The sequence below is a fragment of the Stenotrophomonas sp. GQ19 genome, assembly GCF_059758695.1.
Genome location: NZ_JCAXES010000003.1, coordinates 109,032 through 134,784, shown reverse-complemented (window position 1 = coordinate 134,784; position 25,753 = coordinate 109,032). Strand labels below are relative to the sequence as shown.

Below are 25,753 nucleotides of genomic sequence, written 5' to 3'. Positions count from 1 at the left end.
GATCCGCTCACCAGCGCTCCTCGCTCTTGTCCATCGGCTGCAACTGGCGGCTGCGTCGGCGCACCACCCACACCAGCACGCCCGCGCCGCCCAGCAGCAGCACGGCCGGGCCGAACCACAGCAGGCTGTTGCGGGCGTCCATCGGTGGGCGGTACAGCACGAACGCGCCGTATCGGTCGACCAGGAACTGTTTGATCTGCGCGTCGTCGTGGCCCTGCTGCATCAGGGTGAGCACTTCACGGCGCAGGTCGTGTGCGATCTGCGCGTTGGAATCGGCCAGCGACTGGTTTTGGCACTGCACGCAGCGCAGTTCGGCAGCCAGTGCATGGAAGCGTGCCTCTTCGGCGGCGTCGCGGTAGTGCAGCGGCGTCGGGTCGGACACCGCCTGCGCGCTGGCCGTCGCCGGCAGCAGTGCCGCAGCGGCCAGCAGGCCGCCGAGCAGCAGCGCGGGCAGCTTACGGCGCGGCGGGCAGCGTGGTCTGGGCATTGGCATGGCTGCGCTCCACCTTGTCCAGTTCGGGAATCAGCTGGGTGTCCACCACCCGCTGGGTGAGCGCGCCGCTGTACTTCCAGCGCACCACGCCACTGGCATCCACCAGGAACGTTTCCGGCGCGGCGGTGACACCCCAGTCGATCGCGGTGCGGCCTTCGATGTCGGCCAGCACCAGCACGAACGGGTTGCCCAGCTGTTCCAGCCAGCGCAGGGCGTCGGCCGGTTCGTCCTTCCAGTTGTAGCCGATCACGCGCACGCGCTTGGTTTCGGCGAAGCGGGTCAGCACCGGGTGTTCTTCGCGGCAGGCCGCGCACCAGCTGCCCCACACATTCAGTACGTACGGCGCGCCGCGCAGTTCATTGCTGCTGACCTTGATGGTGGGGTCGTGCAGCACCGGCAGGGTGAAGGCCGGGGCGGGCTTGCCGATCAATGCCGACGGCAGCACGTCGCGGTCGGGCGCGCCGGATTTCATCACCCCGTAGATCATCAGCCCCAGCAGCCCGAAGAAGAACAGCACGCCGATGACGATGGCCACGGGCGGCAGGGGGCGGGAAACGGGACGCGGATCGGACACGGGGTAACTCCAGGACTCAGGGACGGCGGAAACGGCGGTCGGCGGCGGTGACGAAACCGCCCAGGGCCATCAGCAGTGCGCCCAGCCAGATCCAGCGGACGAACGGTTTGATGTGCACGCGCACGGCCCAGGCATTGTTGCCCAGCGGCTCGCCCAGCGCCACGTACACATCGCCGCCGATGCGTGCGTGGATGCCGGCTTCGGTCATCATCTGGCCGCCACTGGCGTAAGCGCGCTTTTCCGGGTGCAGCAGGGCCAGTTCGCGGTCGTTGCGCAGAATGCGCATGTGGCCGCGGTCGGCGGTGTAGTTGGGGCCCTGTTGATGGTCCACGCCCTCGAAGCGCACTTCATAGCCGGACACCTGCAGCGACTGGCCCGGCGACAGCGCTACCTCGCGCTGCACGTTCAGCGCTTCCACCAGCAGGGCCCCGGCCAGGAACACCGCCACGCCGCCATGGGCCAGCAGCATGCCGACCATTTCGGCGGTGAAGCGGCCATTGCCACGCAGCCGGCTCCACACAAAGCGCGCGGTACCGAAGGCGACCCAGGCAGCGGCGGTCACACCGGCCGCGGTCTTCAGCGCGCCCTGCGGGGCCATGAAGTAGGCAATGGCGCCCAGCAGCAGCGCCAGCACCGCCCACGGTGCCAGCATCGCCAGCGCGCGCGAGGCCTGGTCGCGTTGCCAGTTCACCAGGGGGCCGAACGGCAGCAGCGCCACCAACGGCGCCATCAGCAGCAGGAACAGGGTGCCGAAGTAGGGCGGGCCGACCGACACCTTGCCCAACCCCAGCGCATCGGCCAGCAGCGGGTACAGCGTGCCCAGCAGCACCATCGCGCACGCCGCGGCCAGCAGCAGGTTGTTGGCCAGCAGCAGGGTTTCGCGCGAGGTGGCCATGAAGCCGCGGCGCGGGTCGTCGTTGCCCAGCGCACCGGCGCGCAGCGCGTACAGCAGCAGTGCGCCGCCGATGACCAGCGCCAGGAAAATCAGGATGAAGGTCCCGCGCGAGGGATCGGCGGCAAACGAATGCACGCTGGTGAGCACGCCCGAGCGGACCAGGAAGGTGCCCAGCAACGACAGCGCGAAGGCGGCAATGGCCAGCAGCAGCGTCCAGCTGGCGAAGCTGCCGCGCTTTTCCGTGACCGCCTGCGAGTGGATCAAGGCCGCGCCGGCCAGCCACGGCAGGAAGCTGGCGTTTTCCACCGGGTCCCAGAACCACCAGCCGCCCCAGCCCAGTTCGTAGTACGCCCACCAGCTGCCCAGCGCGATACCCAGGGTGAGGAAGCCCCACGCCACGTTGGTCCACGGCCGGGTCCAGCGCAGCCAGCGCGCATCCACGCGCCCTTCGAGCAGCGCGGCGATGGCGAAGGCGAACGGCACCGCGAAGCCGACGTAACCCAGGTACAGCATCGGCGGATGGATGATCAGCCCCGGGTCCTGCAGCAGCGGGTTGAGGTCGTGTCCTTCCAGGGGCGCTGGCAGCAGCCGCGCGAACGGGTTGGAAGTGAAGATCAGGAAGGCCAGGAAGCCGATGCTGATGATGCCCAGCACGCCCAGCACGCGGGCCAGCACCTGCATCGGCAATTGCCGCGACCACCGCGCTACGGCGGCATTCCACAGCGCCAGCACCAGCGCCCACAGCAGCAGCGAGCCCTCATGGGCGCCCCACACCGCGGAGTAGCGGTAGGCCAGCGGCAGCAGCGAGTTGGAGTTTTCGGCCACATAGCGCACCGAGAAATCCTGGGTGACGAAGGCCGCGGTGAGCACGCCGAACGCGCCCAGCAGCAGCACCAGCTGCGCGTATGCGGCCGGGCGGGCCACGGCCATCCACGCTGCGTAGCCACGCTGGGCGCCCCACAACGGCAGCACCGCCTGCAGCACCGCCACCAGCAGCGCCGTCACCAGCAGGATCTGCCCCAGTTCGGGCAGCACTCAGCGCACCTCCGGTGCGGTCACCGGTACATCGTGCTTGGTATGCGCCTGGCCCATCTTGTCGGCCACTTCCTTGGGAATGTAGTTTTCGTCGTGCTTGGCCAGCACTTCATCGGCGATGAAGCGGCCGTCCTGCAGGCGGCCGCTGGCCACCACCGCGGTGCCTTCGCGGAACATGTCCGGCAGGATCCGCGAGGTGCTCACCGGCAAGGTGGCATCGCCATCGGTGACCACGAAGTGTGCTTCCAGCGAACCGCTGGCGCGCTGGAACGAACCTTTCACCACCATCCCGCCCAGGCGGAAACGCGACTGCGGATCCACGTCACCGCGCAGCACTTCGGCCGGCGTGTACAGGTAGGCGATATTGCGCTGCAGGGCGAAGGCTACCAGCGTGGTGGCCAGGCCGGAGGCCAGCAACAGCAGCAACACCCACACCATGCGGCGGCGCTGCACCGGGGTCATCGGATGAGCTCCGTGGCCAGCGGGGTGCCGGCCTGCGGTTTGGCGCGGGCCTGCAGCCGCTGCTGGCGGTGCCGGGCCTGCCAGCGCGCCAGGCGCAGGCGCAGCCAGGACCCGAACGCATCGCAGCACAGCACCAGCGCGAACACCGCAAAGGCGGCAATGATGAAGGGCAGGTGGGTCATCGCGGCATCTCCCCGGCAGCGGTGGCGGCACCGCCGCCGATGCGTTCGGCCACCCAGGCCTTGCCGGCCTCGCGCAGCAGGTTGTCGGCACGCGCCTTGGCCAGCAGCGAGCCGGCGAACCACAGCTTGGTGCCCACCACCATCCACCACAGCGGCGCGATCAGCTCGGCGCGGATGGCGTTGTCACCGAACACGTTGATCGACTGGCGCTGGTGCAGGCCGCCCCACCAGTCCACCGAATAGCGGATCACCGGCAGCAGTGCCACCCCGACGATGGCCAGCAGCCCGGCCGCACGCGCGGCGCTGCGGCGGTCTTCGATGGCGTAGTAGAGCCCGATCACGCCCAGGTACAGGAACAGCAGGATCAGTTCGCTGGTCATGCGCGGGTCCCAGTCCCACCAGGTGCCCCAGGTGGACTTGCCCCAGATGCTGCCGGTGAGCAGGGTGATCAGGGTGAAGCCGGCGCCCATCGGCGCGCAGGCCATGGCAAGGATCTCGCAGACCTTGATCCGCCAGACCAGCGCGATGGCCGAATACAGTGCCATCAAGGCGAATACGAACAGGCTCATCCACGCGCTGGGCACGTGGATGTAGATGATGCGGAAGGCGTCGCCCTGGCTCTGCTCCGGCGGCACGACGAACAGGCCCTGCCACAGCCCGATCAGCAGCACCGGCAGGGCGGCCACGTAGAACACGCGCGACCAGCGCGCGGCGAAGCGGTCGAAGATGGGCGGCGATGCGACGTGGTGGAACCAGCGGACGAGAGTGTGCATGCAGCGGTAGCTATCCAACCTAGGGCGACGATTCAACGGACGTGGAGCGGCGTGTTGAACGGTGACGCTGTAAACGGTGTGGCGGTGGACGACTGCTCAATTCAACGATATCCGGATGGCCGCGGCGGTGGCCAGCGGTGCAAGCACCAGCGCCACCACCAGCCCGGCGCCCAGCAACAGCAGCGCCCCCACCGGATCCTGACCGCGTGCGGCGGCCCCGACACTGCCTGCACCGAACACCAGCACCGGTACGTACAGCGGCAAGGCCAGCAACGCCACGAGAATACCAGAGCGCCGGATGCCCACGGTCAGCGCGGCAACCACGCCGCCGATCAGGCTGAGCAACGGTGTTCCCAGCAGCAACGATGCCAGCAGGATGGGCAGTTGGTCATGCGGCAGATGCAGCATTTCCGCCAGCAACGGGCTGACCACGATCAGCGGCAGGGCGGTGGTGGCCCAATGCAGCAGCACCCGCACCAGCACCAGCCAGGCCAGCGGCACCGGCGCCAGCAGCCACTGCTCCAGCGAGCCGTCCTCGGCGTCGCTGCGGAACATGGAATCCAGCGCCAGCTGGCCGGCCAGCAGTACCGCCAGCCACAGCACCGCCGCGCCCACCTGCGCCATCAGCTGCGGCTCGCGGCCCAGCGCCAGGGCAAACAGCACCACCACCAGCACGGCGAACATCAGCGGCTGCAGGGCATCGCCGCGGCGCCGCCACAGCAGGCGCAGGTCGCGCCGGGCCAGCGCCCGCGCGGTCTGCCACAGGCCCGGTTCGGTACCCGGCGCGATCATGCGGCACCCCCTCGTAGTGCCGGGCTCTGCCCGGCAGTCGCTGAATTCTGCCCGGCGGGCGCTGAAATCTCCCCCGCAGGCGACAGCCGCAGCAGCCGTGTCTGTACCGGCGGCGCGGCGTAGGCGCCGTGGGTGGTCACCAGGGCGGCACCGCCGCTGCGCAGGTGCGCGGAAATCATCCGGTTCACCAGGTTGATGCCGTCCAGGTCGAGGTTGGCGTAGGGTTCGTCGAGCAGCCACAGCGGGGCCGGCGACAGCCAGATCCGGGCCAGCGCCAGGCGCCGCTTCTGCCCGGCCGAGAGCTGGCGCACCAAGGTGTCTTCATAGCCGGCCAGTCCGACGATGGCCAGCGCGTTGCCCGGCATCTGGCGCGTGCGCCGGCCGTGCAGGCCGCACAGGAAATGCAGGTTCTCCAGCGTGTCCAGATCGGCCTTCAGCGCCGGCAGGTGGCTCAGGTAGGCCACGAACCGCGCGCGCTCCTTGTGCCCGGCGGCCCGCCCGTCGATCTGCACCTGCCCGGCATCGGCGCGCAGCAGGCCGGCCAGCACCCGCAGCAGGGTGGTCTTGCCGGACCCGTTGTCGCCCTGCACCAGCAGCGCTTCACCGGCATCGATGTGGAAATCGAGCGGGCCGAACACCGGCTCATCGTTGCGACTGAAGGCAAGGCCTTGGGCGGCCAGCAACGGAGGAGCGTTCAAGGGGCGGTCTTTGCGGCGGAAGGGGCGGTCATTGTATCGGGGGTTTTGCGTACACTGGCCTTTCCCCCTTTTCTTCTTTCCGGCCGATGCAACCGCAAACCAAGCTGCCCAAGGTGGGCACCACCATTTTCACCGTGATGTCCCAGCTGGCTGCCGAGCATGGCGCCGTGAACCTGGGGCAGGGGTTTCCGGATTTCTCCGCGCCGCAGCGCCTGGTGGATGAAACCATCGAGGCCATGCAGGGCGGTTTGAACCAGTACCCGCCGATGACCGGGGTGGCGCCGCTGCGCCAGGCCATCGCGCAGAAGTCGCTGGATCTGTACGGCGCGCAGGTGGACCCGGACGCGGAAATCACCGTGACCAGCGGCGCCACCGAGGCGATCTTCAACGCCATCCACGCCGTGGTGCGCCCGGGCGAGGAAGTGATCGTGCTCGACCCGGCCTACGACTGCTACGAGCCGGCCATCGATCTGGCCGGCGCGCGCGCGGTGCACGTGCCGCTGGACCCGCAGACCTTCGCGGTGGATTGGGACCGCGTGCGTGCGGCGATCACCCCGCGCACCCGCCTGCTGATGGTCAACACCCCGCACAATCCGTCCGGCGCGATGCTGAGTGCCGACGACATGCAGGCGCTGGCCGACGTGCTGCGCGGCACCAGCATTTACCTGATTTCCGATGAGGTGTACGAACACATCATCTACGACGGCCGCCGCCACGAATCGGCGCTGCGCTACCCGGAACTGCGCGAACGCGCGTTCGTGATCTCCAGCTTCGGCAAGACCTACCACTGCACCGGCTGGAAGATCGGCTATGCGATCGCACCGCCGGCGATGAGCGCCGAGTTCCGCAAGGTCCACCAGTACAACACCTTCACCAGCTTCGGTCCGGCCCAGTACGGCTTTGCCGCGATGATCCGTGACGAGCCCGAGCACCACCTCGAGCTGGGGGCGTTCTACCAGGCCAAGCGCGACCGCTTCCGCGACCAGCTGCTGACCACCCGCCTGACCCCGCTGCCGGTGCCGGGCGGTTACTTCCAGCTGGTGGATTACTCGGCCATCAGCGATCTGCCCGACCACGAATTCGTGAAGTGGCTGACGATCGAAAAGGGCGTGGCCGCGATCCCGCTGTCGCCGTTCTATGAAACCGCACCGGCCGGGCAGCGCCTGGTGCGGCTGTGCTTTGCCAAGAACGAAGCCACGCTGGATGCGGCGATCGAACGCCTGCAGGTGCTGTGATGGGCGCCCCCGTCGAACGTGGTGACCTGCGCATCTCCCTGGTCCAGGGCGATACCCGCTGGCACGACCCGGCTGGCAACCGCGCGTACTACGGCGCGCTGCTGGCCCCGCTGGCCGGGCAGACCGACCTGGTGATCCTGCCGGAAACCTTCACCAGTGGCTTCTCCAACGAGGCCATCGACAAGGCCGAAGGCATGGACGGCCCGACCGTGGCCTGGATCCGCGAGCAGGCCGTGCGGCTGGGCGCGGCGGTCACCGGCAGCGTGCAGCTGCGGGTGGGGCAGGGCGTGTACAACCGTTTGCTGTGGGCCACGCCCGACGGCGAGCTGCAGCATTACGACAAGCGCCACCTGTTCCGTTACGGCAACGAGCACCTGCGCTACGCGGCCGGCAACGAGCGCCTGAGCGTGGAATGGAAGGGCTGGCGGATCAATCCGCAGGTCTGCTACGACCTGCGTTTCCCGGTGTTCTGCCGCAATCGCTTCGATGTGGAGCGCCCGGGCGAGCTGGACTTCGACCTGCAGATCTTCGTGGCCAACTGGCCGTCGGCACGCGCGTATCCGTGGCGCACCTTGCTGCGTGCACGCGCGATCGAGAACCTGTGCTTCGTGGCCGCGGTCAACCGGGTGGGCGTGGATGGCAACGACCTGCACTATGCCGGCGACAGTGCGGTGATCGACTTCCTCGGCCAGCCGCAGGTGGAGGTGCGCGAGGTCGAGCAGGTGGTCACCACCACCATTTCGGCGGCGGCACTGGCCGCGCACCGCGCACGCTTCCCGGCGATGCTCGATGCCGATGCGTTCACCCTGGACGGCCCGGTCGACGCTGGCTGAACGATGGCCTGACGGCGGCGTGTGGCCTCATCCGGGTCACACGCAGCCACTGCTAGATTCGCCTCGTCACCCACTGAGTACGAGCGGATCGCATGAAGAAGTTTTCCCTGGTTTTGATCGCGCTGGCCGGCCTCTCGACGGCCTCGGCCGCCCAGGCAGCCGGCAACATCGACTGCGAGCTGCACTACAACCTGGCTGGCTGGTCGGTGCTGTACAAGACCGCATCGGGCACCGGCACCATCAGCTGCGACAACGGCGCGCGCATCCCAGTGAAGATCACCGTCAAGGGGGGCGGGCTGACCGTGGGCAAATCCAAGATCGTCGATGGCAAGGGCAAGTTCTCCGGCGCCTATTCGGTCAACGACCTGATTGGCTCCTATGCCTCGGTGGAAGCCCATGCGGGCGCCGACAAATCCAGCAATGCGCAGGTCATGACCAAGGGCGATGTGTCGCTGGCGCTGGCCGGTACCGGCAAGGGCTGGGACCTGGGCGTGGGGCTGGGCAAGTTCACGATCGAGCGCCGTTGAGGCATCATCTGGCCGGCGTTACGTGCAGCCACCCATGGGGTGGCTCTACCGCATTTGGCCGGAGGTTGATGGCGCAAGGGTGCACACGTAGAGCAGGGTAGAGCCACCCCATGGGTGGCTGCCCCAGCCGGCACAACGCGCGGTCAGCCACCATAAAAAAACCCCGGCCGAAGCCGGGGTTTTTTGATCTCAGGGTATCAGTGATCAGCCGCCGCGCGGGCCGCCGCCACGGTGACCGCCGCCGCCCGGACCGCGGCTGCCGCCGGGCCGACCGCCCGGGCCGCCGGGACCACGGCCACCGGGACCGCCCGGGCCACGGTTGCCACCCGGGCCGCCCGGACCGCGATTGCCGCCCGGACCACCGGGGCCGCGCGCATTGGCGCCCGGACCACGCGCACCGGGACCGCCCGGACCACGATTGCCACCCGGACCACCCGGACCGCGGTTACCCGCCGGACGCGCGCTGCCGTACGGGCTGCTGCCCGGATTGGCGTGGTCGGACGGGAAGCTCGGGGCATTGCCCGGATGGCCGTACGGATGACGCGACGGACCCTGGCCGCTCTGGCCACCGCGGTTGCCACCGGCACCGGCGCCGGCCGGACGGCCCTGGCCGCCGTAGCCGCCACGGCTTTCGCCACCGCGGCTCTCGCCGCCGTAACCACCGCCACCGCCGGCGTAGCCGCCACGGCCTTCAGCGCCACCGCCGTAGCTGCCGCGACCCGGGCCGCCTGCGCTGCCCGGACCCTTCGGCTTGCCGTACGGACGGCCCTGGCCACCGGCGCCTGCGCCGGCACCCGGACCACGCGCACCCGGGCCACGGGCTGCGCCCGGACCGGCATTGCGGTGGTTGCTCGGGCCGGTGCTGACACCGTCCGGCACGTACCAGCTGCGGAACGCGGCCGGGTTGCCTTCGGGCAGCGCCCGGTTGCCCTTGTCCGGGCGCGCCTTGAACGGACGCTGCGACTGCTTGGCCGCCGCTTCACCGCTGACCGTCAGGCCACCCTTGAAGCCGCCGCCCTTGCCGCCGCGACCACGGCCGCGCTCTTCGCGCACGTTGTCGAAACGACGCAGTTCGCGGCCTTCGTCGGCCGAGTTGTGGCCGTTGACGTAGGCATTGCCACGTCCACCCTCGCGCGACACGCGCACGGTGGTCTTGGCGGCGCGACGCTGGCCGATCACCGGCTGCAGGGTCAGCGCCGACGGCGCGCCTTCTTCCAGCTTCAGTTCGGCGCGCAGCGCTTCAACCTGCTTGGCCGGCAGTTCCACCGACTGGCCACGCAGCAGTTCGCGCGGCAGGCTGACCTTGCCGTAGCGGGTGCGCTTCAGGCGGCTGACCTGGCAGCCCTGCGATTCCCACAGGCGGCGCACTTCGCGGTTGCGGCCTTCCTTGACGACCACGCGGAACCAGTCGTGCGAATCGGTGCCGCCGATGCGTTCGATCTCGTCGAACTTGGCCGGGCCGTCTTCCAGCGCCACGCCACGGGCGAGGCGGTCGACGATGTTGTCGGGCACCTTCTCTTCGCCTTCCGGGGCGCGCACGCGCACCACGTACTCGCGCTCGACCTCGTAGGAGGGGTGCATCATCGCGTTGGCCAGCTCACCGTCGGTGGTTGCCAGCAGCAGGCCGGTGGTGTTGATGTCCAGGCGGCCGATCGCGATCCAGCGCGCGCCCTTGAGGGCAGGCAGCGCTTCGAACACGGTCGGGCGACCTTCGGGGTCTTCGCGGGTGGTTACTTCGCCTTCCGGCTTGTTGTAGGCCAGCACGCGCGAGGTTTCGGTCAGCGCCGTGGCCACGAAGCCGCGGCCGTCCAGCTCGACCTTGTCGCCGCTCTTGATCGACTGGCCGGTCTGCGCGACTTCACCGTTGACCTTGACCAGGCCATCGGCGATGCGCTGTTCCAGCGCGCGGCGCGAACCGAGGCCGGCCTGGGCCAGCACCTTGTGCAGGCGTTCTTCCAGCTTGGGCTGGTCGGTGGCGGTTTCGCGCTTGAGCGAAAGCTTGTTCAAAGACGGCTTGCGGGGGGTGTCACTCATTTACTTGGCTCCGGCCGGCAACGGGTGCGTCGGCCTCTGGTTCGGGATCGGCTTCGTCAACAGCCACGGTCGTCTTCGCGACGGCGTTGTTTTCGGTTTCGTTCTGGGGCGCCGCGCGCTCGCCCGGCGCGGTATCGGGTTCGCCATCAGGGGCGGTCATTCCAGCGTCGTCGTCGCGGGGCGGCAACGGCGCTTTGGATTCGGTGTCTGCAACGGTATCGGTGGTGGGCGCGTGCCCGCCATCGGGTGAATTGTCCTGCGATTCGTCGTCACCTGCCAGTGGCGGGGTGTCGTCGTTTGCCGCGTCCCCGTCCAGCTCGGCATCGGGGGTGGCGGCGCCGGCGGCCAGGCGACCGGCCGGCTGGCCATCGCGGTCCAGCGGCAGCTGCGGTTCCAGTTCGCCCAGGTCGCGCAGCTCGGACAGCGGCGGCAGTTCGTCCAGGCGCTTGAGCCCGAAGTAGTCCAGGAAGCCCTTGGTGGTGCCGAACAGGGCCGGCTTGCCGGGTACGTCGCGGTGGCCGATCACGCGGATCCACTCGCGTTCTTCCAGCGCCTGGATGATGTTGCTGCTGACCGCCACGCCGCGCACCTGCTCAATTTCGCCGCGGGTGATCGGCTGGCGGTAGGCGATCAACGCCAGGGTTTCCAGGGTGGCGCGGGTGTAGCGGGTCTTGCGTTCGGTCCACAGCCGGGTGATGTAGCCGTGCACTTCATTGGTGACCTGGAAGCGGAAGCCGGAGGCCACCTCCACCAGCTCCACGCCGCGCTGGGCGCAGCCGTCGCGCAGCAGTTCCAGTGCGCGCTCGATGCTGCCCGGCGGCGCCGGTTCCTCTTCCGGGAACAGGCCCTGCAGCTGCGCCAGGGTCAGCGGCTGGCTGGAGGCCAGCAGCGCCCCTTCGACAATACGGTTGATCAGCAATTGATCCATGCGTGGGTCGGGTGCTCAGTCGGATGCGTTGGCGGCGTCGGCGTCGTCGAATTCGCTGTTGAACTGCAGCGGTTCGTTGGTGTTGCCGGCAGCCAGGGATTTGACATAGATCGGCGCCAGCGGTGCTTCCTGGACAATGTCCAGCAGCTGTTCCTTGGCCAGTTCCAGCAGGGCCAGGAACGTCACCAGTACGCCCAGCTTGCCTTCTTCGGCGGTGAACAGCGATTCAAACCGGTAGAACCGGCCGTCTTCCAGCCGCCCCAGCACGTCGCCCATGCGCTGGCGCACGCTCAGGGCCTCGCGCTTGATCGCGTGGCCGGTGAACAGCTCGGCGCGCTTGAGCACGTCGTGCAGCGCCATCAGCATTTCCTTCAGGTCCACCGGCGGCGGCAGCTTCACTGCGGCGCGGTCGGGCACGAAGGCATGTACCGGGGTGGTGTCGCGGTCCTGCCGGGGCAGGGCGTCGATATCTTCGGCAGCCTGCTTGAAACGTTCGTACTCCTGCAGCCGGCGCACCAGCTCGGCGCGCGGGTCGGCTTCCTCGCCCTCGATGCTGGGCGGCCGCGGCAGCAGCATCCGCGACTTCACTTCGGCCAGGATCGCCGCCATCACCAGGTACTCGGCCGCCAGTTCGAAGCGCAGCTCCTGCATGACGTTGATGTACTCGACGTACTGCCGGGTGATCTCGGCCACCGGGATGTCCAGGATGTCCAGGTTCTGCCGACGGATCAGGTACAGCAGCAGGTCCAGCGGGCCTTCGAAGGCATCCAGGATGACTTCCAGCGCGTCCGGCGGAATGTACAGATCCTGCGGAATCTGCAGGACCGGTTGACCATGCACCACGGCCAGCGGCATTTCCTGCTGCTGTGGGGCGGTCGGCCGGATTTGCGGGTTCGCGTCGAGCGCGAGTTCGGAGGTCATCAAGAGTGATGTCAGTATTGCAACGGACCGGTCGCCGCACCCTCAGCCGTTCCGGAACGCCCGGCGGCAGGATGGCAAGCCATGACACGCCTGGGTCGGCGCGGTTCCACACTTCAAACAGCAAGGCGCGCCGCGACGGGCAGCGACAGAACTACGGGGAGGTCGTCTACGTGTACTGGTGTGGGGCAGCGGGTCGATCGTCGGGCGGCGGTGAAGCCGTCTACCGGCGGGGCTGCTGCGTCCAGCCACGTGCAATGGAGCCAAGAGTACGGGTTCAGCCCGGCAGTGTCCAGCGAGCCGGGCTAGAATCGTCCCGTTCGTTTAGCTGAGCCTTGGGAGTTGCCTGTGTGGTATGTGATTGAAGGCTATGACGGTGCCGATGTACTGGCGGCCCGGATGGCGGTGCGCGGCGCGCACCTGGCCCGTTTGACCGCCCTGCGCGATGAGGGCCGGCTGCTGCTGGCCGGGCCGTGCCCGGCGATCGACAGCGAAGACCCGGGCCCGGCCGGGTTCAGTGGCAGCGTGGTGATCGCCCAGTTCGACGCGCTGGAGCAGGCCCAGGCCTGGGCCGACGCCGACCCCTACGTGGCGGCCGGCGTCTATACCCGCGTCCAGGTGCGCCCGTTCCGCAAGGTCCTGCCGTGACCCGGGTCGAGCAGATCCGGGCGGCCCTGCAGCAGGCGCTGGACCCGCAGCTGCTGGAGGTGGAGGACGACAGCCACCGCCACGCCGGCCACGAGGGCGCGCGCGATGGGCGCGGCCATTTCAATGTGCACATTGTCAGCGCCGCCTTCGAAGGCAAGCTGCCCCTTGCGCGCCACCGGGCCGTCTATGCCGCCCTGGGCACCCTGATGGACACCGATATCCACGCGCTGTCCATCCGCGCCGAAGCACCGGCCAAAAACGGCTGAAAGCCTTGTCCTGCCTTGTCCTGGTCAGTCCAGGACAGGGCCCCTGAAGACACTTTCATGTTACCGGCAGACGACATTGGCCTAACGTAGTGTTTACATTCAGGATTGAAAACGCTTACATTCCGCGCCAAGCCCCAGATCTCTAAGCCGTGGAGGGCGGCGAAGTGAACAAGGCAGCCATCACAATCAAAGATGTAGCCCGCGAAGCCCGGGTCTCCGTGGCCACGGTGTCGCGTGCGCTCAATGGACATGAAAATGTCGCCGAACCGGTCCGCAAGCTGGTGCTGGAGGTTGCTGCGCGTCTGCGCTACACCCCGCATGCCGCCGCGCGGAGCCTGAGCAGCCGGCGCACCAACACCATCGGTGTGGTGCTGCCGGACCTGTACGGTGAGTTCTTCTCCGAGTTGATGCGCGGCATCGACGGGGTCGCCCGTGAGCGCCGCCAGCACCTGCTGGTGTCCAGCTACCACGGTGACCAGGAGCAGCAGGGCGCAGCCCTGCGTGCCATGCGCGGTCGCGTGGACGGTCTGCTGGTGTTGTCGCCGTATGCGGAAAGCCCCGGCTTCCTCACCGACAACCTGCCGCAGGCGCTGCCCACGGTCCTGATCAATACCTACCTGCCCGAGCAGGATCATCCGGTGCTCAGCATCGATGACCATGCCGGCGCGATGGCCATGACCCGCCATCTGCTCGATGTCGGTCACCGCCGCATCGCGTTCATTTCCGGCCCGGACCTCAACTTCGATGCGCGTGAGCGCCTGCGCGGTTTCCGTGACGCGCTGGCCGCGTTCGGTACCGATGCGGTGGGCATCGAGTTGCCCGGTGACTTTGACGAAGCCTCCGGCCATCGCGCTGGACAGGAGTTGCTGGCAGCCGGCGCGCTGCCCGATGCGGTGTTCGCCGCCAACGACATGATGGCGCTGGGGTGCCTGTATGCGTTCGCGCAGGCAGGCGTGCGGGTTCCAGCCGATATCGCCCTGGCGGGCTTCGATGACATTCCGCTGGCGCGTTTCGTTCACCCTTCGTTGACGACGATGCAGGTGAGTATCGCCGACCTCGGCGATAAGGCGATGACGCGTCTGTTGCAGTTGATGGACGGCAACAACACGGAAGTGGCCGGCGACAAGCAGACGCTTGTGCCGCGCCTGATCGTGCGTGATTCGTGTAGGTCGCGACCGTTGGTCGTGACGCCTTTGCTGTAAATCACGACCGTTGGTCGTGATGCATTCAAACCACGCTGTAAAAAAAACGACAGGGGCCGCAAAGACGGCCACCACCACCCGGAGATTTACATGACGTATTCCAATCACCGCAACCGAGCACCGGCGCGCAGTCTGCTGACCAGTGCACTGGTTACCTGCCTGATGCTGGGCGCCGCGCCGTCCCTGATGGCGCAGTCGGCCACCTCGTCGCTGCGCGGCCAGGTTGCCCAGGCCGAGGCCGGCACCGAAGTGACCGCCACCAACCTGGCCAGCGGCACCGTTCGCCGTGCCACCACCCGTGCCGACGGCAGCTACTCGCTGATGGGCCTGGACCCGGGCACCTATGACGTGGTGGCCAACGGCCAGACCCAGAAAGTGACGGTGACCGTGGCTTCGACCGCGACGCTGAACTTCAGCGGCGCGCCGGCCAACGGCGGCACTGCCAACGCCACCAACCTGGACACGGTCAACGTCATTGCACCGACCCTGCTGCAGGAAGTGCGTACCTCCGAAGTGGGCAAGACCGTCAGCCTGCAGCAGATCCAGACCACCCCGCAGGTGTCGCGCAACTTCCTGGAGTTCGCCGACGCGGTGCCGGGCATGATCTTCACCCGCGATGCCAAGGGCAACACCTCGCTGCGCGGCGGTGCCACCAATGCCGACGGCACCAACGTCTACATCGACGGCGTGGGCCAGAAGAGCTACGTCAAGGGCGGCGGCGTGGCCGGCCAGTCCGGCAGCGCCGGCAACCCGTTCCCGCAGCTGGCCATCGGCGAATACAAGGTCATCAGCGGCAACTACAAGGCCGAGTACGGCCAGGTGTCGAGCGCGGCCGTGACCGCGGCCACCAAGTCCGGTACCAACGAGTTCAAGGGTGAAACCTTCTACCGTTACACCAACGAAGACATGCGCGCCAAGACCCCGGCGGAGCGTCAGTACGGCCAGACCAAGGAAGCATCGGCCGAGAAGGAATACGGGTTTGCATTGGGTGGCCCGATCATCCAGGACAAGGCCCACTTCTTCGTGACCTACGAAGCCAAGCGCTTCGACCTGCCGGTCACCATCGCGCCGGAAGGCTCGGTCACCAACCGCGTCGGCCTGCTGCCGGCAGACGCCGCCGCCGGCCTCGGCCCGGCCAGCCAGCCGTTCGAGCAGGACCTGATCTTCGCCAAGATCGACTTCGAGCCGACCGACAACGATCGCATCGAACTGAGCTTCCAGGATCGCGACGAGACCCAGCAGCAGTTCAGTGGCCAGACCGCGCCGGAAGCCGGCCGTGAAGTGGTCAACACCGACCGTCGTTACGCGCTGCGCTGGAACCACAGCGGTGAGCGTTACTACAACGAGCTGATGCTCACCCACGAAGATTCGTTCAACAACCCGACCCCGCTGACCCTGGGCAACGGCTTCACCTACACCGCGCCGGACGGCACCGAAGACCGCACCCTGGTGAAGATCGGTGGCGCCTCGGCACTGGATTCGCAGGTGAAGGGCCAGAAGGGCTGGGCGATTGAAGACAACCTGACCCTGGATGGCATCCAGTGGATGGGCGACCACACCATCAAGATGGGCGCCAAGTACAAGCAGATCGACCTGTACGCCTCCGATGCGGCGCAGATCAATCCGCAGTTCACCTACTCGCTGGGCGATGCGGACTTCCCGTCCGACATCCCGTACAAGGCGCAGTTCGTCAAGCCGGTGAACGGCGTAACGGGCGTGTCCGGCGAAGTGCGTTCGAAGTCCAAGCAGATCGGCCTGTTCATCCAGGACGACTGGCAGGTCAACGATCACCTGCAGCTGAACATCGGCCTGCGCTGGGACTACGAAAAGACCCCGGCCTACCTGGAATTCGTGACCCCGCAGGCCGTGGTCGATGCGATCTACTCGCAGGACCCGCGCGCTGCCGCTGGCCAGACCTTCGCCGATACGCTGGCGCTGGGCGGGCTGGACATCAGCAACTACATCAGCAACGGCCACAACCGCAAGGCGTTCAAGGATGCCTGGCAGCCGCGCCTGGGCTTCTCGTATGACATCAACGCCGACGAGCAGCACGTGATCCACGGTGGTGCCGGTCGTTCGTATGACCGCGACCTGTTCGACAACCTGCAGCTGGAAACCACCAAGCTGGCCCTGCCGCAGCCGACCATCTACTTCCGCAACCCGGCCACCGGCAGCTGCCTCAACGGCCAGGCTGCCTGCTATGACTGGAACCCGAACCTGCTCAACGGTATCGGCAACCTGCAGTCCCTGGTCGGTTCGACCAGCAATGCCGGCCTGGAAGTGGATCTGCTGAACAACAACCTGAAGGTGCCGTACTCCGACCAGTTCAGCCTGGGCATGAGCAACCAGGTCGGTGACTGGCTGACCGACGCCACCATCGCCCGCACGCTGAGCTACGACGGCTTTGCCTTCACCCTGGGCAACCGTTACCCGACCGGCCAGTTCTTCGATGACCCGCGCCTGTGCGGTGGCACCGACCCGGGCCTGAGCCAGGCCTGGAGCTGCAACGTGCCGGGCTTCGGCAGCCTGATCATCGGTCAGCAGGGCATCAAGACCCGCGCTACCCAGGTCCTGCTGTCGGCGCAGAAGCCGTTCACCCAGGAAAGCGGCTGGGGTTCCTCGATCGCCTACACCTGGACCACCGCGCGCCACAACCGCGACATCAATGAGAAGTACGCGTTCGACCGCGGCCTGATCGGCGACTACCCGACCATCCGTTCCAACGGCGCGCCGCGCCACCGCCTGGTGGTCACCGGTTCGTACGCGGGCTTCTGGGGCATCACCTTCGGCGGCAAGGTCACCCTGGCCACCCCGACTGCCGTCAATGACTGGTACGGCGTGCCGCAGGCCAGTGGCTACGACCTGCCGACCCCGCAGGCCGCAGTGCCCAACGCCAATGGCAAGTTCCTGCTGGGTGGCAAGATCTTCGGCTACCGTTCGGTCGATCTGCAGGCGACGAAGACGTTCAAGATGCCGGGCGAGACCGAGCTGTACGCGCGCATCGACATCATCAACGTGTTCAACTTCGACAACTTCTCCAACTACAACTACGTCAAGACCAACGGCAAGCTGCAGGCCAGCTACAACGAGACCGGTGACATCATCGGTACGCCGCGCCAGGTCAAGGCGGAAGTCGGCTTCCGCTTCTGATGCCAGCGTTACCCGGCACCGCCTTCTGGGCGGTGTCGGGGCAGTACCGCCGGTCGGCTTGGGTCCGCCGGCGGGACTGTACAGGCGCTTGCCGTCCAAGGATGGGCAAGCGCGTGTGCGGTAGGTACCGACCGTTGGTCGGTACGCAGACGGTCCGCCCCGGCGGATTTTTTTGGATCGTGATCTGTAAACGATTTCAGCTTGGTTGAGGCTATGCTCTCCAGCACGAACATGCGCAAAAGGTGGTGGTCGATGAATGCATCTCGGGTGGTGTCGCTGGCGTTGCTGTCCGTGGCCATGGCCGGTTGCCAGCAGCAGGCGCCGGACAAACCGGCAAAGCCGAAGCCGCCGGTGATCCTGGTTGAAGCCGACGTGCCGCCGCGCCCGATGAAGCCGGAGCTGCCGCCGCTGTTCGACGATATCGAACGCCGCACCTTCCAGTTCTTCTGGGATACCACCAACGAGGTCAACGGCCTCAGCCCCGACCGCTACCCGTCGCGCCCGTTTGCCAGCATCGCCTCGGTGGGCTACGCGCTCACCGCCTATCCGATCGGCGTGGAGAACGGCTGGGTCAGCCGTACCCAGGCCGTGGACCGCACCCTGCTCACGCTGAAGTTCTTCCGCGACCTGCCGATGGGCCCGCAGCGCACCGGCAAGGGCGGCTACAAGGGCTTCTACTACCACTTCCTGGACATGCAGCAGGGCCGTCGTTATGACAGCTGGGTGGAACTGTCCAGCGTGGATACCGCGCTGCTGATGATGGGCGTGCTGTTTGCCCAGTCCTACTACAGCGGTGACGACGCCCGCGAAAAAGAGATCCGCGAGATTGCCGACACGCTCTACAAGCGCGTGGACTGGCCGTGGCTGCAGCAGCGTGCGCCGCTGATCTCGATGGGCTGGTTCCCCGAAAGCGGCTTCATCGACCACGACTGGATGGGCTACAACGAGGCGATGATGGTCTACATCCTCGCGCTCGGCTCGCCGACCCACCCGGTCAGCCCGGACGCGTGGACGGTCTGGACGCGCACCTACGACAACGACTGGGGCGTGTACCAGGGCCAGGAATACCTGTCCTTCGGCCCGCTGTTCGGGCACCAGTACACGCATGTGTGGGTGGACTTCCGCGACATCCAGGATGCCTACATGCGCGAGCGTGGCAGCACCTACTTCCTCAACAGCCGCTCGGCCGCGCTGGCCCAGCGCGAGTACGCCATCGCCAACCCGATGAACTGGAAGGACTACGGCGAGAACGTGTGGGGCCTGACCGCCAGCGATGGCCCGCAGAACACCACGCAGGAATACCGCGGCGAACAGCGCCAGTTCCGCCATTACTCCTCGCGCGGCGCCGGTCTGCGCGAGAACTTCGATGACGGCACCATCGCCCCGACCGCAGCCATCGCCTCGGTGGTGTTCGCCCCGGAAGAAGTGATCCCGGCCACCGAAGAGATGCACAAGCGCTACGGCGACTACATCTATTCCAGCTACGGGTTCCTGGATTCGTTCAACCCCAGCTTCAACTACGACATCCCGATCAAGACCGGTCGGCTGGTGCCCGATCGCGGCTGGGTGGCCAGCGATTACATCGGCATCGACCAGGGCCCGATCCTGACGATGATCGCCAACTACCGGAACGATTTCGTCTGGGACGTGATGAAGAAGAACGTGCACATCCGCAAGGGTCTGGAGCGCGCCGGTTTCAGTGGCGGCTGGCTCACCCCGGAAGGGGAGCAGCAGCCGATGGAGCTGCAGAAAGACGAGAAAGCCGCGTCGGCGCGCTCGGTCGGCATTGCCGAATCGCGCGCGGCGGCCGCCCAGGAACAGAAGAACAATGCCACCACCAACCGCAACCAGCAGCAGGGGAAGTAGAGCAGTGCAATCGATGTCGCGCCCGAAGCGGGGGTTGAGCCTGGTGTTGCTGCTGGTTGGCAGCCTGTTGTTGAGTGCCTGCCGGAAAGAGCCGGAAGGGGTGACGGTACGATTCTGGGCGATGGGCCGCGAGGCCGAAGTGGTCACCGGCCTGATCAAGGAGTTCGAGGCGGAAAACCCGGGCATCCACGTCGATGTGCAGAACATTCCGTGGACGGCCGCGCACGAAAAGCTGCTCACCGCGTTCGCCGCCGACGGCCTGCCCGATGTGTGCCAGCTGGGCAACACCTGGATCCCCGAGTTCGCCGAACTGAACACCCTGGTGCCGCTGCAGCCGTATGTGGCGCAGTCCAAGGTGGTGGACCCGGCCGACTACTTCCAGGGCATCTGGGACACCAACGTGGTGCATGACGAGCTGGTGGGCGTGCCGTGGTACGTGGACACGCGCCTGCTGTACTACCGCAAGGACCTGCTGGCCCAGGCCGGCTACGACCACCCCCCGCGCACCTGGGCGGAGTGGAACGAGATGATGGCCGCCATCAAGAAGATGCAGGGCCCCAAGCGCTACGCGGTGCTGATGCCGATCAACGAATTCGAGCAACAGCTGTCGTTCGCGTTGCAGCAGCCCGACCCGCTGCTGCGCGATGCCGATACCCGCGGCAACTTCAGCAGCCCCGGCTTCCGCAAGACCCTGGGCTTCTACGAAAACATGTTCGCCCAGGGCTGGGCGCCGCGCATGTCCGAAACCCAGATCTCCAACGTGTGGGATGAGTTCTTCCGCGGGTTCAACGTGTTCTACCTGTCCGGCCCGTGGAACATCCGTGAGTTCAAGAAGCTGCAGCCCAAGGAACTGGAAGGCAAGTGGGGCACCGCCGCACTGCCGGGCCCGGACGGTCCGGGCGCCGGTATCGCCGGTGGCACCAGCCTGGTGATCTTCCGTTCCTCGCAGCAGAAGGAAGCGTCGTGGAAGCTGATCGAGTTCCTGTCACGCCCGGCGATCCAGGAGCGTTTCCATTCCATCATCGGCGACCTGCCGCCGCGACGCAGCACCTGGGAATATCCCTCGCTGGCCAACGACCCGCTGGCGCAGCCGTTCCGCGACCAGCTGGAACGCGTCAAGCCCACGCCCAAGGTGCTGGAGTGGGAACGTATCGTGCAGGAAATGCGGATCATCACCGAACAGGTGGTGCGTGGTGGCCTTGATCAGGATGTGGCAGTGAAGGAACTGGACAAGCGCGTGGACAAGGTCCTCGCCAAGCGCCGTTGGATGCATGAGCGCGATGCACAGGAAAAGGCCGCCGGTTCGGGCGTGCATTCCAGTGCGGTGGCCACGGGAGCGGCGCAATGAAGCAGCGTTCGCTTGCCGGCTGGCTGTTCGCCGGCCCGGCCATCCTGGTGATCGGCGTGTTCTTCGGCCTGCCGGTGTTCTCGGCGCTGGCGCTGAGCATCACCGATTTCGATCTGTACGCCCTGGCCGACGGCGGCAACCTGCGCTTTGTCGGGCTGGGCAACTACATCGACCTGCTGCAGACCCCGATGTTCTGGAAGTCGCTGTGGAACACCACCTACTTCGTGATCGTCGGCGTGCCGATGTCGATCGGCGTATCGCTGGGTGCGGCGATCCTGCTCAACGCCCCGGCGGCGCGTTTCAAGGCGCTGTTCCGTACCGCATTGTTCGCCCCGGTAGTCACCACCCTGGTGGCGGTGGCGGTGATCTGGCGTTACCTGTTCCACACCAGCTACGGCCTGGTGAACTACGGTCTGGGCCACATCGGGATCAACCCGATCGACTGGCTGGGCGATCCCAACTGGGCCATGCCGACCATCATGCTGTTCGCGGTGTGGAAGAACTTCGGCTACAACATGGTGATCTTCCTGGCCGGCCTGCAGGCGATCCCGCATGACCTGTACGAGGCCGCGCGCATCGACGGCGCCTCGCGCTGGAAGCAGTTCCTGCACATCACTCTGCCGATGCTCGGCCCGGTGCTGCTGGTGGTGGGCGTGATTACCGTGTCCGGCTACTTCCAGCTGTTCGCCGAACCCTACGTGATGACCCGTGGCGACCCACTGCAGAGCACCGTCAGCGTGCTGTATTTCATGTTCGAAGAAGGCTTCAAGTGGTGGAACCTGGGCCGCGCCTCCGCGGTGGCGTTCCTGCTGTTCCTGATCATCCTGGCGGTAACCAGCGTCATGCTGCGTTTCGGCCGCAAGAGGCAGTTGGTATGAGTCGTGAAATCGGTCAGTCGCGCTGGCATGCATGGTGGGTCAACGGTGGCTTGACGGTACTGGCGCTGGTCAGCCTGGCGCCGCTGCTGTGGATGCTGTCGGTGTCGTTCATGCCCACCGGCGAGGCGGCGCATTTCCCGCCGCCGCTGCTGCCGTCCTCGGTGACCACCGCGAACTACCACGAGCTGTTCGCGCGCACCGGCATGGGCAACAACTTCGTCAACAGCCTGGGCGTGTCCCTTGCGATCACGCTGGGGTCGCTGCTGCTCAACACCATGGCCGGCTATGCGTTCGCCAAGCTGCGTTTTGCCGGCCACGAGCGCATCTTCCAGGTGCTGCTGGCCGCGCTGGTGATCCCGGCGCAGGTGGCCATGCTGCCGCTGTTCCTGCTGATGAAGCAGCTGGGCCTGGTCAACAGCTTCGGCGGGGTGATCGTGCCGGCGCTGGCCAGCGTGTTCGGCATCTTCCTGGTGCGCCAGTACGCGCGCTCGATTCCCGATGAACTGCTGGAAGCGGCGCGCATCGACGGGGCAGGGGAGATGCGGATCTTCTTCCAGATCGTGCTGCCGATGCTCAAGCCGGTGCTGGTCACCCTGTCGATCTTCACCTTCATGGGCGCCTGGAACGATTTCATGTGGCCGTTGATCGTGTTGACCGACCAGGAGCACTACACTCTGCCGGTCGCCCTGGCCACCCTGTCGCGCGAGCACATCATGGACGTGGAAATGATGATGGCCGGCGCGGTGGTCACGGTGGTTCCGGTGCTGCTGCTGTTCCTGGCATTGCAGCGTTACTACATCCAAGGTCTGCTGCTGGGGAGTGTCAAAGGGTGAAACATGCCGTCGTCGCGGTGGGTCTGGGTCTTGGGCTGTTGTGGTCGCTGGCGGCCCCGGCCGCCGCGCCGGCCCCGTTGCCGGCACCGAAGGTGCTGGACAGTTTCGACGACATGACGCCCTGGAAGCTGGTCGTGTCCGACCAGGTCAGCGGCTCGCTGCGCAGCGTGGTCGGCAGTGGCGGCGGGCGCGCGCTGTGCGTGGACTACGACTTCCACGATGTGTCCGGTTACGTGGGCATCCGCCGCGAGCTGGGCATCGAGTACCCGGCCAACTACCAGTTCGGCCTGCAGCTGCGCGGCGACTCGCCGGCCAACGACCTGCAGTTCAAGCTGATCGACGCCAGCGGCGACAACGTGTGGTGGGTCAACCGGCCCGGCTACACCTTCCCCAAGGCGTGGAGCACGGTGCAGTACCGCGCGCGCCAGATCGACAAGGCCTGGGGCCCGGGCAAGGACCCCACGCTGGCGCGCAGCGCCGCGGTCGAGTTCACCATTTACAGCAAGGTCGGCGGCAAAGGCACGGTCTGTTTTGACCGCCTCACCCTGCAGGGCCTGCCGCCGATGGATACCTCGGCACTGACGCCGTCGGTGATCGCCGATACCGCCACCGCACTGCAGAGCCGCATTGCCGATGGCAAGCCGGACACGGTATGGATCAGCGGTGGCGTGGCCGACCAGACCATCAGCCTGGACCTGCACAAGGTGCGCGAGTTCGGCGGTGCGGTGATCCAGTGGCTGCCGGGCCTGGAGGCCACGCGCTACGTGGTGCGTACCTCGCAGGACGGACGCAGCTGGAAGGAAGTACGCGAAGTGGTGGGCGGCGGCGGCGACCGCGACTGGCTGGCACTGCCCGATACCGAAGCGCGCTACCTGCGCTTCGACCTCAAGGGCGGTCCGAGCTGGCGCTATGGCATTCGTGACATCAGCCTGAAGCCGCTCGATTTTGCGGCCACCCCCAACGATTTCGTGCGTTCGGTAGGCGCCGACCTGCCGCGTGGTTCGGTGCCGCGCGGGTTCAGTGGCGAGCAGCCGTACTGGACCCTGCTGGGCCTGGACGGCGGCCGCGAACAGGCGTTGATCGGCGAGGACGGCGCGCTGGAAGTGGCCAAGGCCAGCTTCAGCGTGGAGCCGTTCGTGCAGGTGGACGGCAAGCAGCTGCTGAGCTGGGCCGACGTGGCCAGCAGCCAGTCGCTGCAGGACGATTACCTGCCCATCGCCAGCGTCGACTGGCGCCACGACAAGGCCGCGTTGAAGGTCACCGGGTTCGTGCAGGGCACCCCGGACAAGGCGCAGCTGGTGGGGCGCTACACGCTGCGCAACCCCGACAAAGTGGCCCACGACTACACCCTGGCGCTGGCCGTGCGGCCGTGGCAGGTGAACCCGCCCACGCAGTTCCTCAACACCGTCGGCGGCGTCAGCCGGATCGACAACCTGTCGGTGGAAGCCACCGACGTGGAGGTCAACGGCAGCCCGCGCCTGTACCCGGCGCAGGCCCCGGACAGCACGTTTGCCACCACCTTCGACGGCAAGCTGGACGTGGTCCACCTGGCCAGCGGCAAGCTGCCGGGCACCACCGAAGTGCGCGACCCGACCGGGCTGGCCAGCGGTGCGCTGCTGTACCGCTGGCGGCTGGAGCCGGGCCAGAGCCGCGAGGTGGCCATCGTGCTGCCGCAGACCGGCAGCTGGACCATGCCCAAGGACTTCGATGCGGCCAAGGCCCAGCAGGCCGTGGCCTCGATGTGGCGGACCAAGCTGGACCAGGTGACCTTGCAGGTGCCCGCCGCCGGCAAGCCGCTTGCCGACACCCTGCGTACCGCGCTGGCACACATGTTGATCTCGCGGATCGGGCCGAGCATCCAGCCGGGCACGCGCTCGTACTCGCGCAGCTGGATCCGCGACGGCGCGATGATTTCCGAAGGCCTGCTGCGCATGGGCCGCAGCGACGCGGTGCGCGAGTACGTCACCTGGTATGCCCCGCACCAGTTCGACAATGGCAAGGTGCCGTGCTGCGTCGATCCGCGCGGCAGCGACCCGGTGCCGGAAAACGACAGCCACGGCGAGTTGATCTTCAACATCGCCGAGTACTGGCGCTACACCGGTGACAGCACCTTCCTGGAGGTGATGTGGCCGCACGTGCAGGGCGCCTACTCCTATATGGAACAGCTGCGCCTGAGCGAGCGCACCGAGGAGAACCGCGCGCGCAACCCCGCCTTCTACGGGATGATGCCGGTGTCGATCAGCCACGAAGGCTATTCGGCCAAGCCGATGCATTCGTACTGGGACAACTTCTGGGCGCTGCGCGGCTACAAGGACGCGGCCACCATCGCCAGCACGCTGGGCAAGGTGGACGCCATGCAGATCAGCGCGTCGCGCGACCAGTTCCGTGACGACCTGCAGGCCTCGCTGCTGGCCGCCGTGGCCCTGCACAAGATCGACTACCTGCCCGGCGCGGCCGAGCTGGGCGACTTCGACGCCACCTCCACCACCATCGCGCTGGCCCCGGGCGGCGAGCAGGGCCGTCTGCCGCAGCCGTACCTGGACAACACCTTCGAGCGTTACTGGAAGCAGTTCGAGGAACGCCGCGACGGCAAGCGCGAGTGGAAGGACTACACCCCGTACGAGTGGCGCAACGTGGCCGCGTTCGTGCGCCTGGGCTGGCGCGACCGCGCCTGGCAGGCCACCGAGTTCTTCTTCAAGGACCGTGCCCCGCAGGCCTGGAACCAATGGGCCGAAGTGGTCTCGCACACGCCGCGCAAGCCGTTCTTCGTCGGTGACCTGCCGCATGCCTGGGTTGCCTCGGACTTCGTGCGCTCGGCGCTGGACATGTTTGCCTACAGCCGCGACGTCGACGACAGCCTGGTGCTGGCGGCCGGCGTGCCGACGCGATGGCTGGAAGGGAAGGGCGTGGCGATCAAGGGCCTGCGCACCCCGAACGGTCAGCTGAGCTACGCGCTCAGCCGCAGCGACAAGCAGTTGGTGCTGGACCTGTCGGCCGGGCTCGTGCCGCCGCAGGGCGGGGTGGTCCTGCCGTGGCCCTACAGTGGCGAACCCGGTAACACCACCGTCAACGGCGAACCGGCGCAGTGGGTGAACGGCGAGCTGCGCATCACCCAGGTGCCGGCGCGGGTCGAGATCGACGTGCCGTCGTCGGTGCGCCGCGCCGAGCGGAAGGCACAGTGAT

The 25,753-nt window shown here is 67.2% G+C and carries 23 protein-coding genes; 12 read left to right on the top strand and 11 right to left on the bottom strand.

The window, feature by feature from the left end; all coding sequences use genetic code 11:
- Window positions 1–7: 7 nt before the first annotated feature.
- From AC6CHL_RS07790 to ccmA, 8 genes are all read right to left on the bottom strand, one after another.
- Window positions 8–487 carry a cytochrome c-type biogenesis protein gene (locus tag AC6CHL_RS07790; protein ID WP_498294210.1) on the bottom strand — a complete coding sequence of 160 codons (480 nt, stop codon included), beginning with the start codon at window positions 485–487 and terminating at the stop codon, window positions 8–10.
- Complete coding sequence (locus tag AC6CHL_RS07785; protein ID WP_038687463.1) at window positions 456–1,067, bottom strand: DsbE family thiol:disulfide interchange protein; 612 nt, start codon at window positions 1,065–1,067, stop codon at window positions 456–458. The genes AC6CHL_RS07790 and AC6CHL_RS07785 overlap by 32 nt, the downstream gene beginning before the upstream one ends.
- A gap of 16 nt (window positions 1,068–1,083) precedes the next feature.
- The gene (locus tag AC6CHL_RS07780; RefSeq protein WP_314403132.1) at window positions 1,084–2,997 is read right to left on the bottom strand and encodes a heme lyase CcmF/NrfE family subunit; all 1,914 of its coding nucleotides are present in this window, start codon (window positions 2,995–2,997) and stop codon (window positions 1,084–1,086) included.
- Complete coding sequence (ccmE, locus tag AC6CHL_RS07775; protein WP_038687467.1) at window positions 2,998–3,459, bottom strand: cytochrome c maturation protein CcmE; 462 nt, start codon at window positions 3,457–3,459, stop codon at window positions 2,998–3,000. It lies immediately after the preceding gene.
- The gene (locus tag AC6CHL_RS07770) at window positions 3,456–3,641 is read right to left on the bottom strand and encodes a heme exporter protein CcmD (RefSeq protein ID WP_447594708.1); all 186 of its coding nucleotides are present in this window, start codon (window positions 3,639–3,641) and stop codon (window positions 3,456–3,458) included. Before AC6CHL_RS07770 ends, ccmE begins: the two co-directional genes overlap by 4 nt.
- Window positions 3,638–4,414 carry a heme ABC transporter permease CcmC gene (ccmC, locus tag AC6CHL_RS07765; RefSeq protein ID WP_498294070.1) on the bottom strand — a complete coding sequence of 259 codons (777 nt, stop codon included), beginning with the start codon at window positions 4,412–4,414 and terminating at the stop codon, window positions 3,638–3,640. The genes AC6CHL_RS07770 and ccmC overlap by 4 nt, the downstream gene beginning before the upstream one ends.
- Before the next feature lie 96 nt (window positions 4,415–4,510).
- The gene (ccmB, locus tag AC6CHL_RS07760; RefSeq protein WP_038687473.1) at window positions 4,511–5,206 is read right to left on the bottom strand and encodes a heme exporter protein CcmB; all 696 of its coding nucleotides are present in this window, start codon (window positions 5,204–5,206) and stop codon (window positions 4,511–4,513) included.
- The gene (gene ccmA / locus AC6CHL_RS07755; RefSeq protein ID WP_081797177.1) at window positions 5,203–5,904 is read right to left on the bottom strand and encodes a heme ABC exporter ATP-binding protein CcmA; all 702 of its coding nucleotides are present in this window, start codon (window positions 5,902–5,904) and stop codon (window positions 5,203–5,205) included. The genes ccmB and ccmA overlap by 4 nt, the downstream gene beginning before the upstream one ends.
- Window positions 5,905–5,990: 86 nt before the next feature.
- On the opposite strand from ccmA, the gene AC6CHL_RS07750 reads away from it, so the two are divergent.
- From AC6CHL_RS07750 to AC6CHL_RS07740, 3 genes are all read left to right on the top strand, one after another.
- On the top strand, window positions 5,991–7,139 hold the full coding sequence (locus tag AC6CHL_RS07750) for a pyridoxal phosphate-dependent aminotransferase (RefSeq protein ID WP_498294069.1): 1,149 nt from the start codon (window positions 5,991–5,993) through the stop codon (window positions 7,137–7,139).
- On the top strand, window positions 7,139–7,972 hold the full coding sequence (locus tag AC6CHL_RS07745) for an amidohydrolase (protein ID WP_498294068.1): 834 nt from the start codon (window positions 7,139–7,141) through the stop codon (window positions 7,970–7,972). The genes AC6CHL_RS07750 and AC6CHL_RS07745 overlap by 1 nt, the downstream gene beginning before the upstream one ends.
- 92 nt (window positions 7,973–8,064) lie before the next feature.
- Window positions 8,065–8,499 carry a hypothetical protein gene (locus tag AC6CHL_RS07740; RefSeq protein WP_038687479.1) on the top strand — a complete coding sequence of 145 codons (435 nt, stop codon included), beginning with the start codon at window positions 8,065–8,067 and terminating at the stop codon, window positions 8,497–8,499.
- A gap of 204 nt (window positions 8,500–8,703) precedes the next feature.
- Here the strand turns inward: AC6CHL_RS07740 and AC6CHL_RS07735 are convergent, their stop codons facing one another.
- Genes AC6CHL_RS07735 through AC6CHL_RS07725 form a run of 3 tightly spaced genes read right to left on the bottom strand, consistent with a single transcriptional unit; the run spans window position 8,704 to window position 12,382 of the window.
- The gene (locus AC6CHL_RS07735; protein ID WP_498294067.1) at window positions 8,704–10,533 is read right to left on the bottom strand and encodes a pseudouridine synthase; all 1,830 of its coding nucleotides are present in this window, start codon (window positions 10,531–10,533) and stop codon (window positions 8,704–8,706) included.
- Window positions 10,526–11,461: an SMC-Scp complex subunit ScpB gene (gene scpB, locus AC6CHL_RS07730; RefSeq protein WP_498294066.1), complete on the bottom strand. Its 936-nt coding sequence runs from the start codon at window positions 11,459–11,461 to the stop codon at window positions 10,526–10,528. Before scpB ends, AC6CHL_RS07735 begins: the two co-directional genes overlap by 8 nt.
- A 15-nt stretch (window positions 11,462–11,476) precedes the next feature.
- A complete protein-coding gene (locus AC6CHL_RS07725; protein WP_038687485.1) occupies window positions 11,477–12,382 on the bottom strand; it encodes a segregation and condensation protein A in 906 nt (301 codons plus the stop codon).
- Between the two features lie 345 nt (window positions 12,383–12,727).
- Between AC6CHL_RS07725 and AC6CHL_RS07720 the strand changes: the two genes are divergently transcribed.
- The 9 genes from AC6CHL_RS07720 to AC6CHL_RS07680 all read left to right on the top strand — a co-directional run bounded on the left by AC6CHL_RS07720 (window position 12,728) and on the right by AC6CHL_RS07680 (window position 25,752).
- A complete protein-coding gene (locus tag AC6CHL_RS07720; protein WP_038687488.1) occupies window positions 12,728–13,027 on the top strand; it encodes a YciI family protein in 300 nt (99 codons plus the stop codon).
- Window positions 13,024–13,293 (top strand): BolA family protein, encoded by a 270-nt coding sequence (locus AC6CHL_RS07715; protein WP_038687490.1) that lies wholly within the window; start codon window positions 13,024–13,026, stop codon window positions 13,291–13,293. The genes AC6CHL_RS07720 and AC6CHL_RS07715 overlap by 4 nt, the downstream gene beginning before the upstream one ends.
- Before the next feature lie 149 nt (window positions 13,294–13,442).
- Window positions 13,443–14,495: a LacI family DNA-binding transcriptional regulator gene (locus AC6CHL_RS07710; protein ID WP_038687492.1), complete on the top strand. Its 1,053-nt coding sequence runs from the start codon at window positions 13,443–13,445 to the stop codon at window positions 14,493–14,495.
- A gap of 90 nt (window positions 14,496–14,585) precedes the next feature.
- A complete protein-coding gene (locus tag AC6CHL_RS07705; protein WP_498294065.1) occupies window positions 14,586–17,645 on the top strand; it encodes a TonB-dependent receptor domain-containing protein in 3,060 nt (1,019 codons plus the stop codon).
- A 252-nt stretch (window positions 17,646–17,897) separates the two neighbouring features.
- A complete protein-coding gene (locus tag AC6CHL_RS07700; protein WP_051598772.1) occupies window positions 17,898–19,511 on the top strand; it encodes a glucoamylase family protein in 1,614 nt (537 codons plus the stop codon).
- A gap of 34 nt (window positions 19,512–19,545) precedes the next feature.
- Window positions 19,546–20,859: a sugar ABC transporter substrate-binding protein gene (locus AC6CHL_RS07695; protein ID WP_241658956.1), complete on the top strand. Its 1,314-nt coding sequence runs from the start codon at window positions 19,546–19,548 to the stop codon at window positions 20,857–20,859.
- Window positions 20,856–21,737: a carbohydrate ABC transporter permease gene (locus AC6CHL_RS07690; RefSeq protein ID WP_038687498.1), complete on the top strand. Its 882-nt coding sequence runs from the start codon at window positions 20,856–20,858 to the stop codon at window positions 21,735–21,737. The genes AC6CHL_RS07695 and AC6CHL_RS07690 overlap by 4 nt, the downstream gene beginning before the upstream one ends.
- Window positions 21,734–22,570, top strand: coding sequence for a carbohydrate ABC transporter permease (locus AC6CHL_RS07685; protein ID WP_498294064.1), 837 nt, complete (start codon window positions 21,734–21,736; stop codon window positions 22,568–22,570). Before AC6CHL_RS07690 ends, AC6CHL_RS07685 begins: the two co-directional genes overlap by 4 nt.
- Before the next feature lie 47 nt (window positions 22,571–22,617).
- A complete protein-coding gene (locus AC6CHL_RS07680; protein ID WP_051598975.1) occupies window positions 22,618–25,752 on the top strand; it encodes a discoidin domain-containing protein in 3,135 nt (1,044 codons plus the stop codon).
- Window position 25,753: the final 1 nt, after the last annotated feature.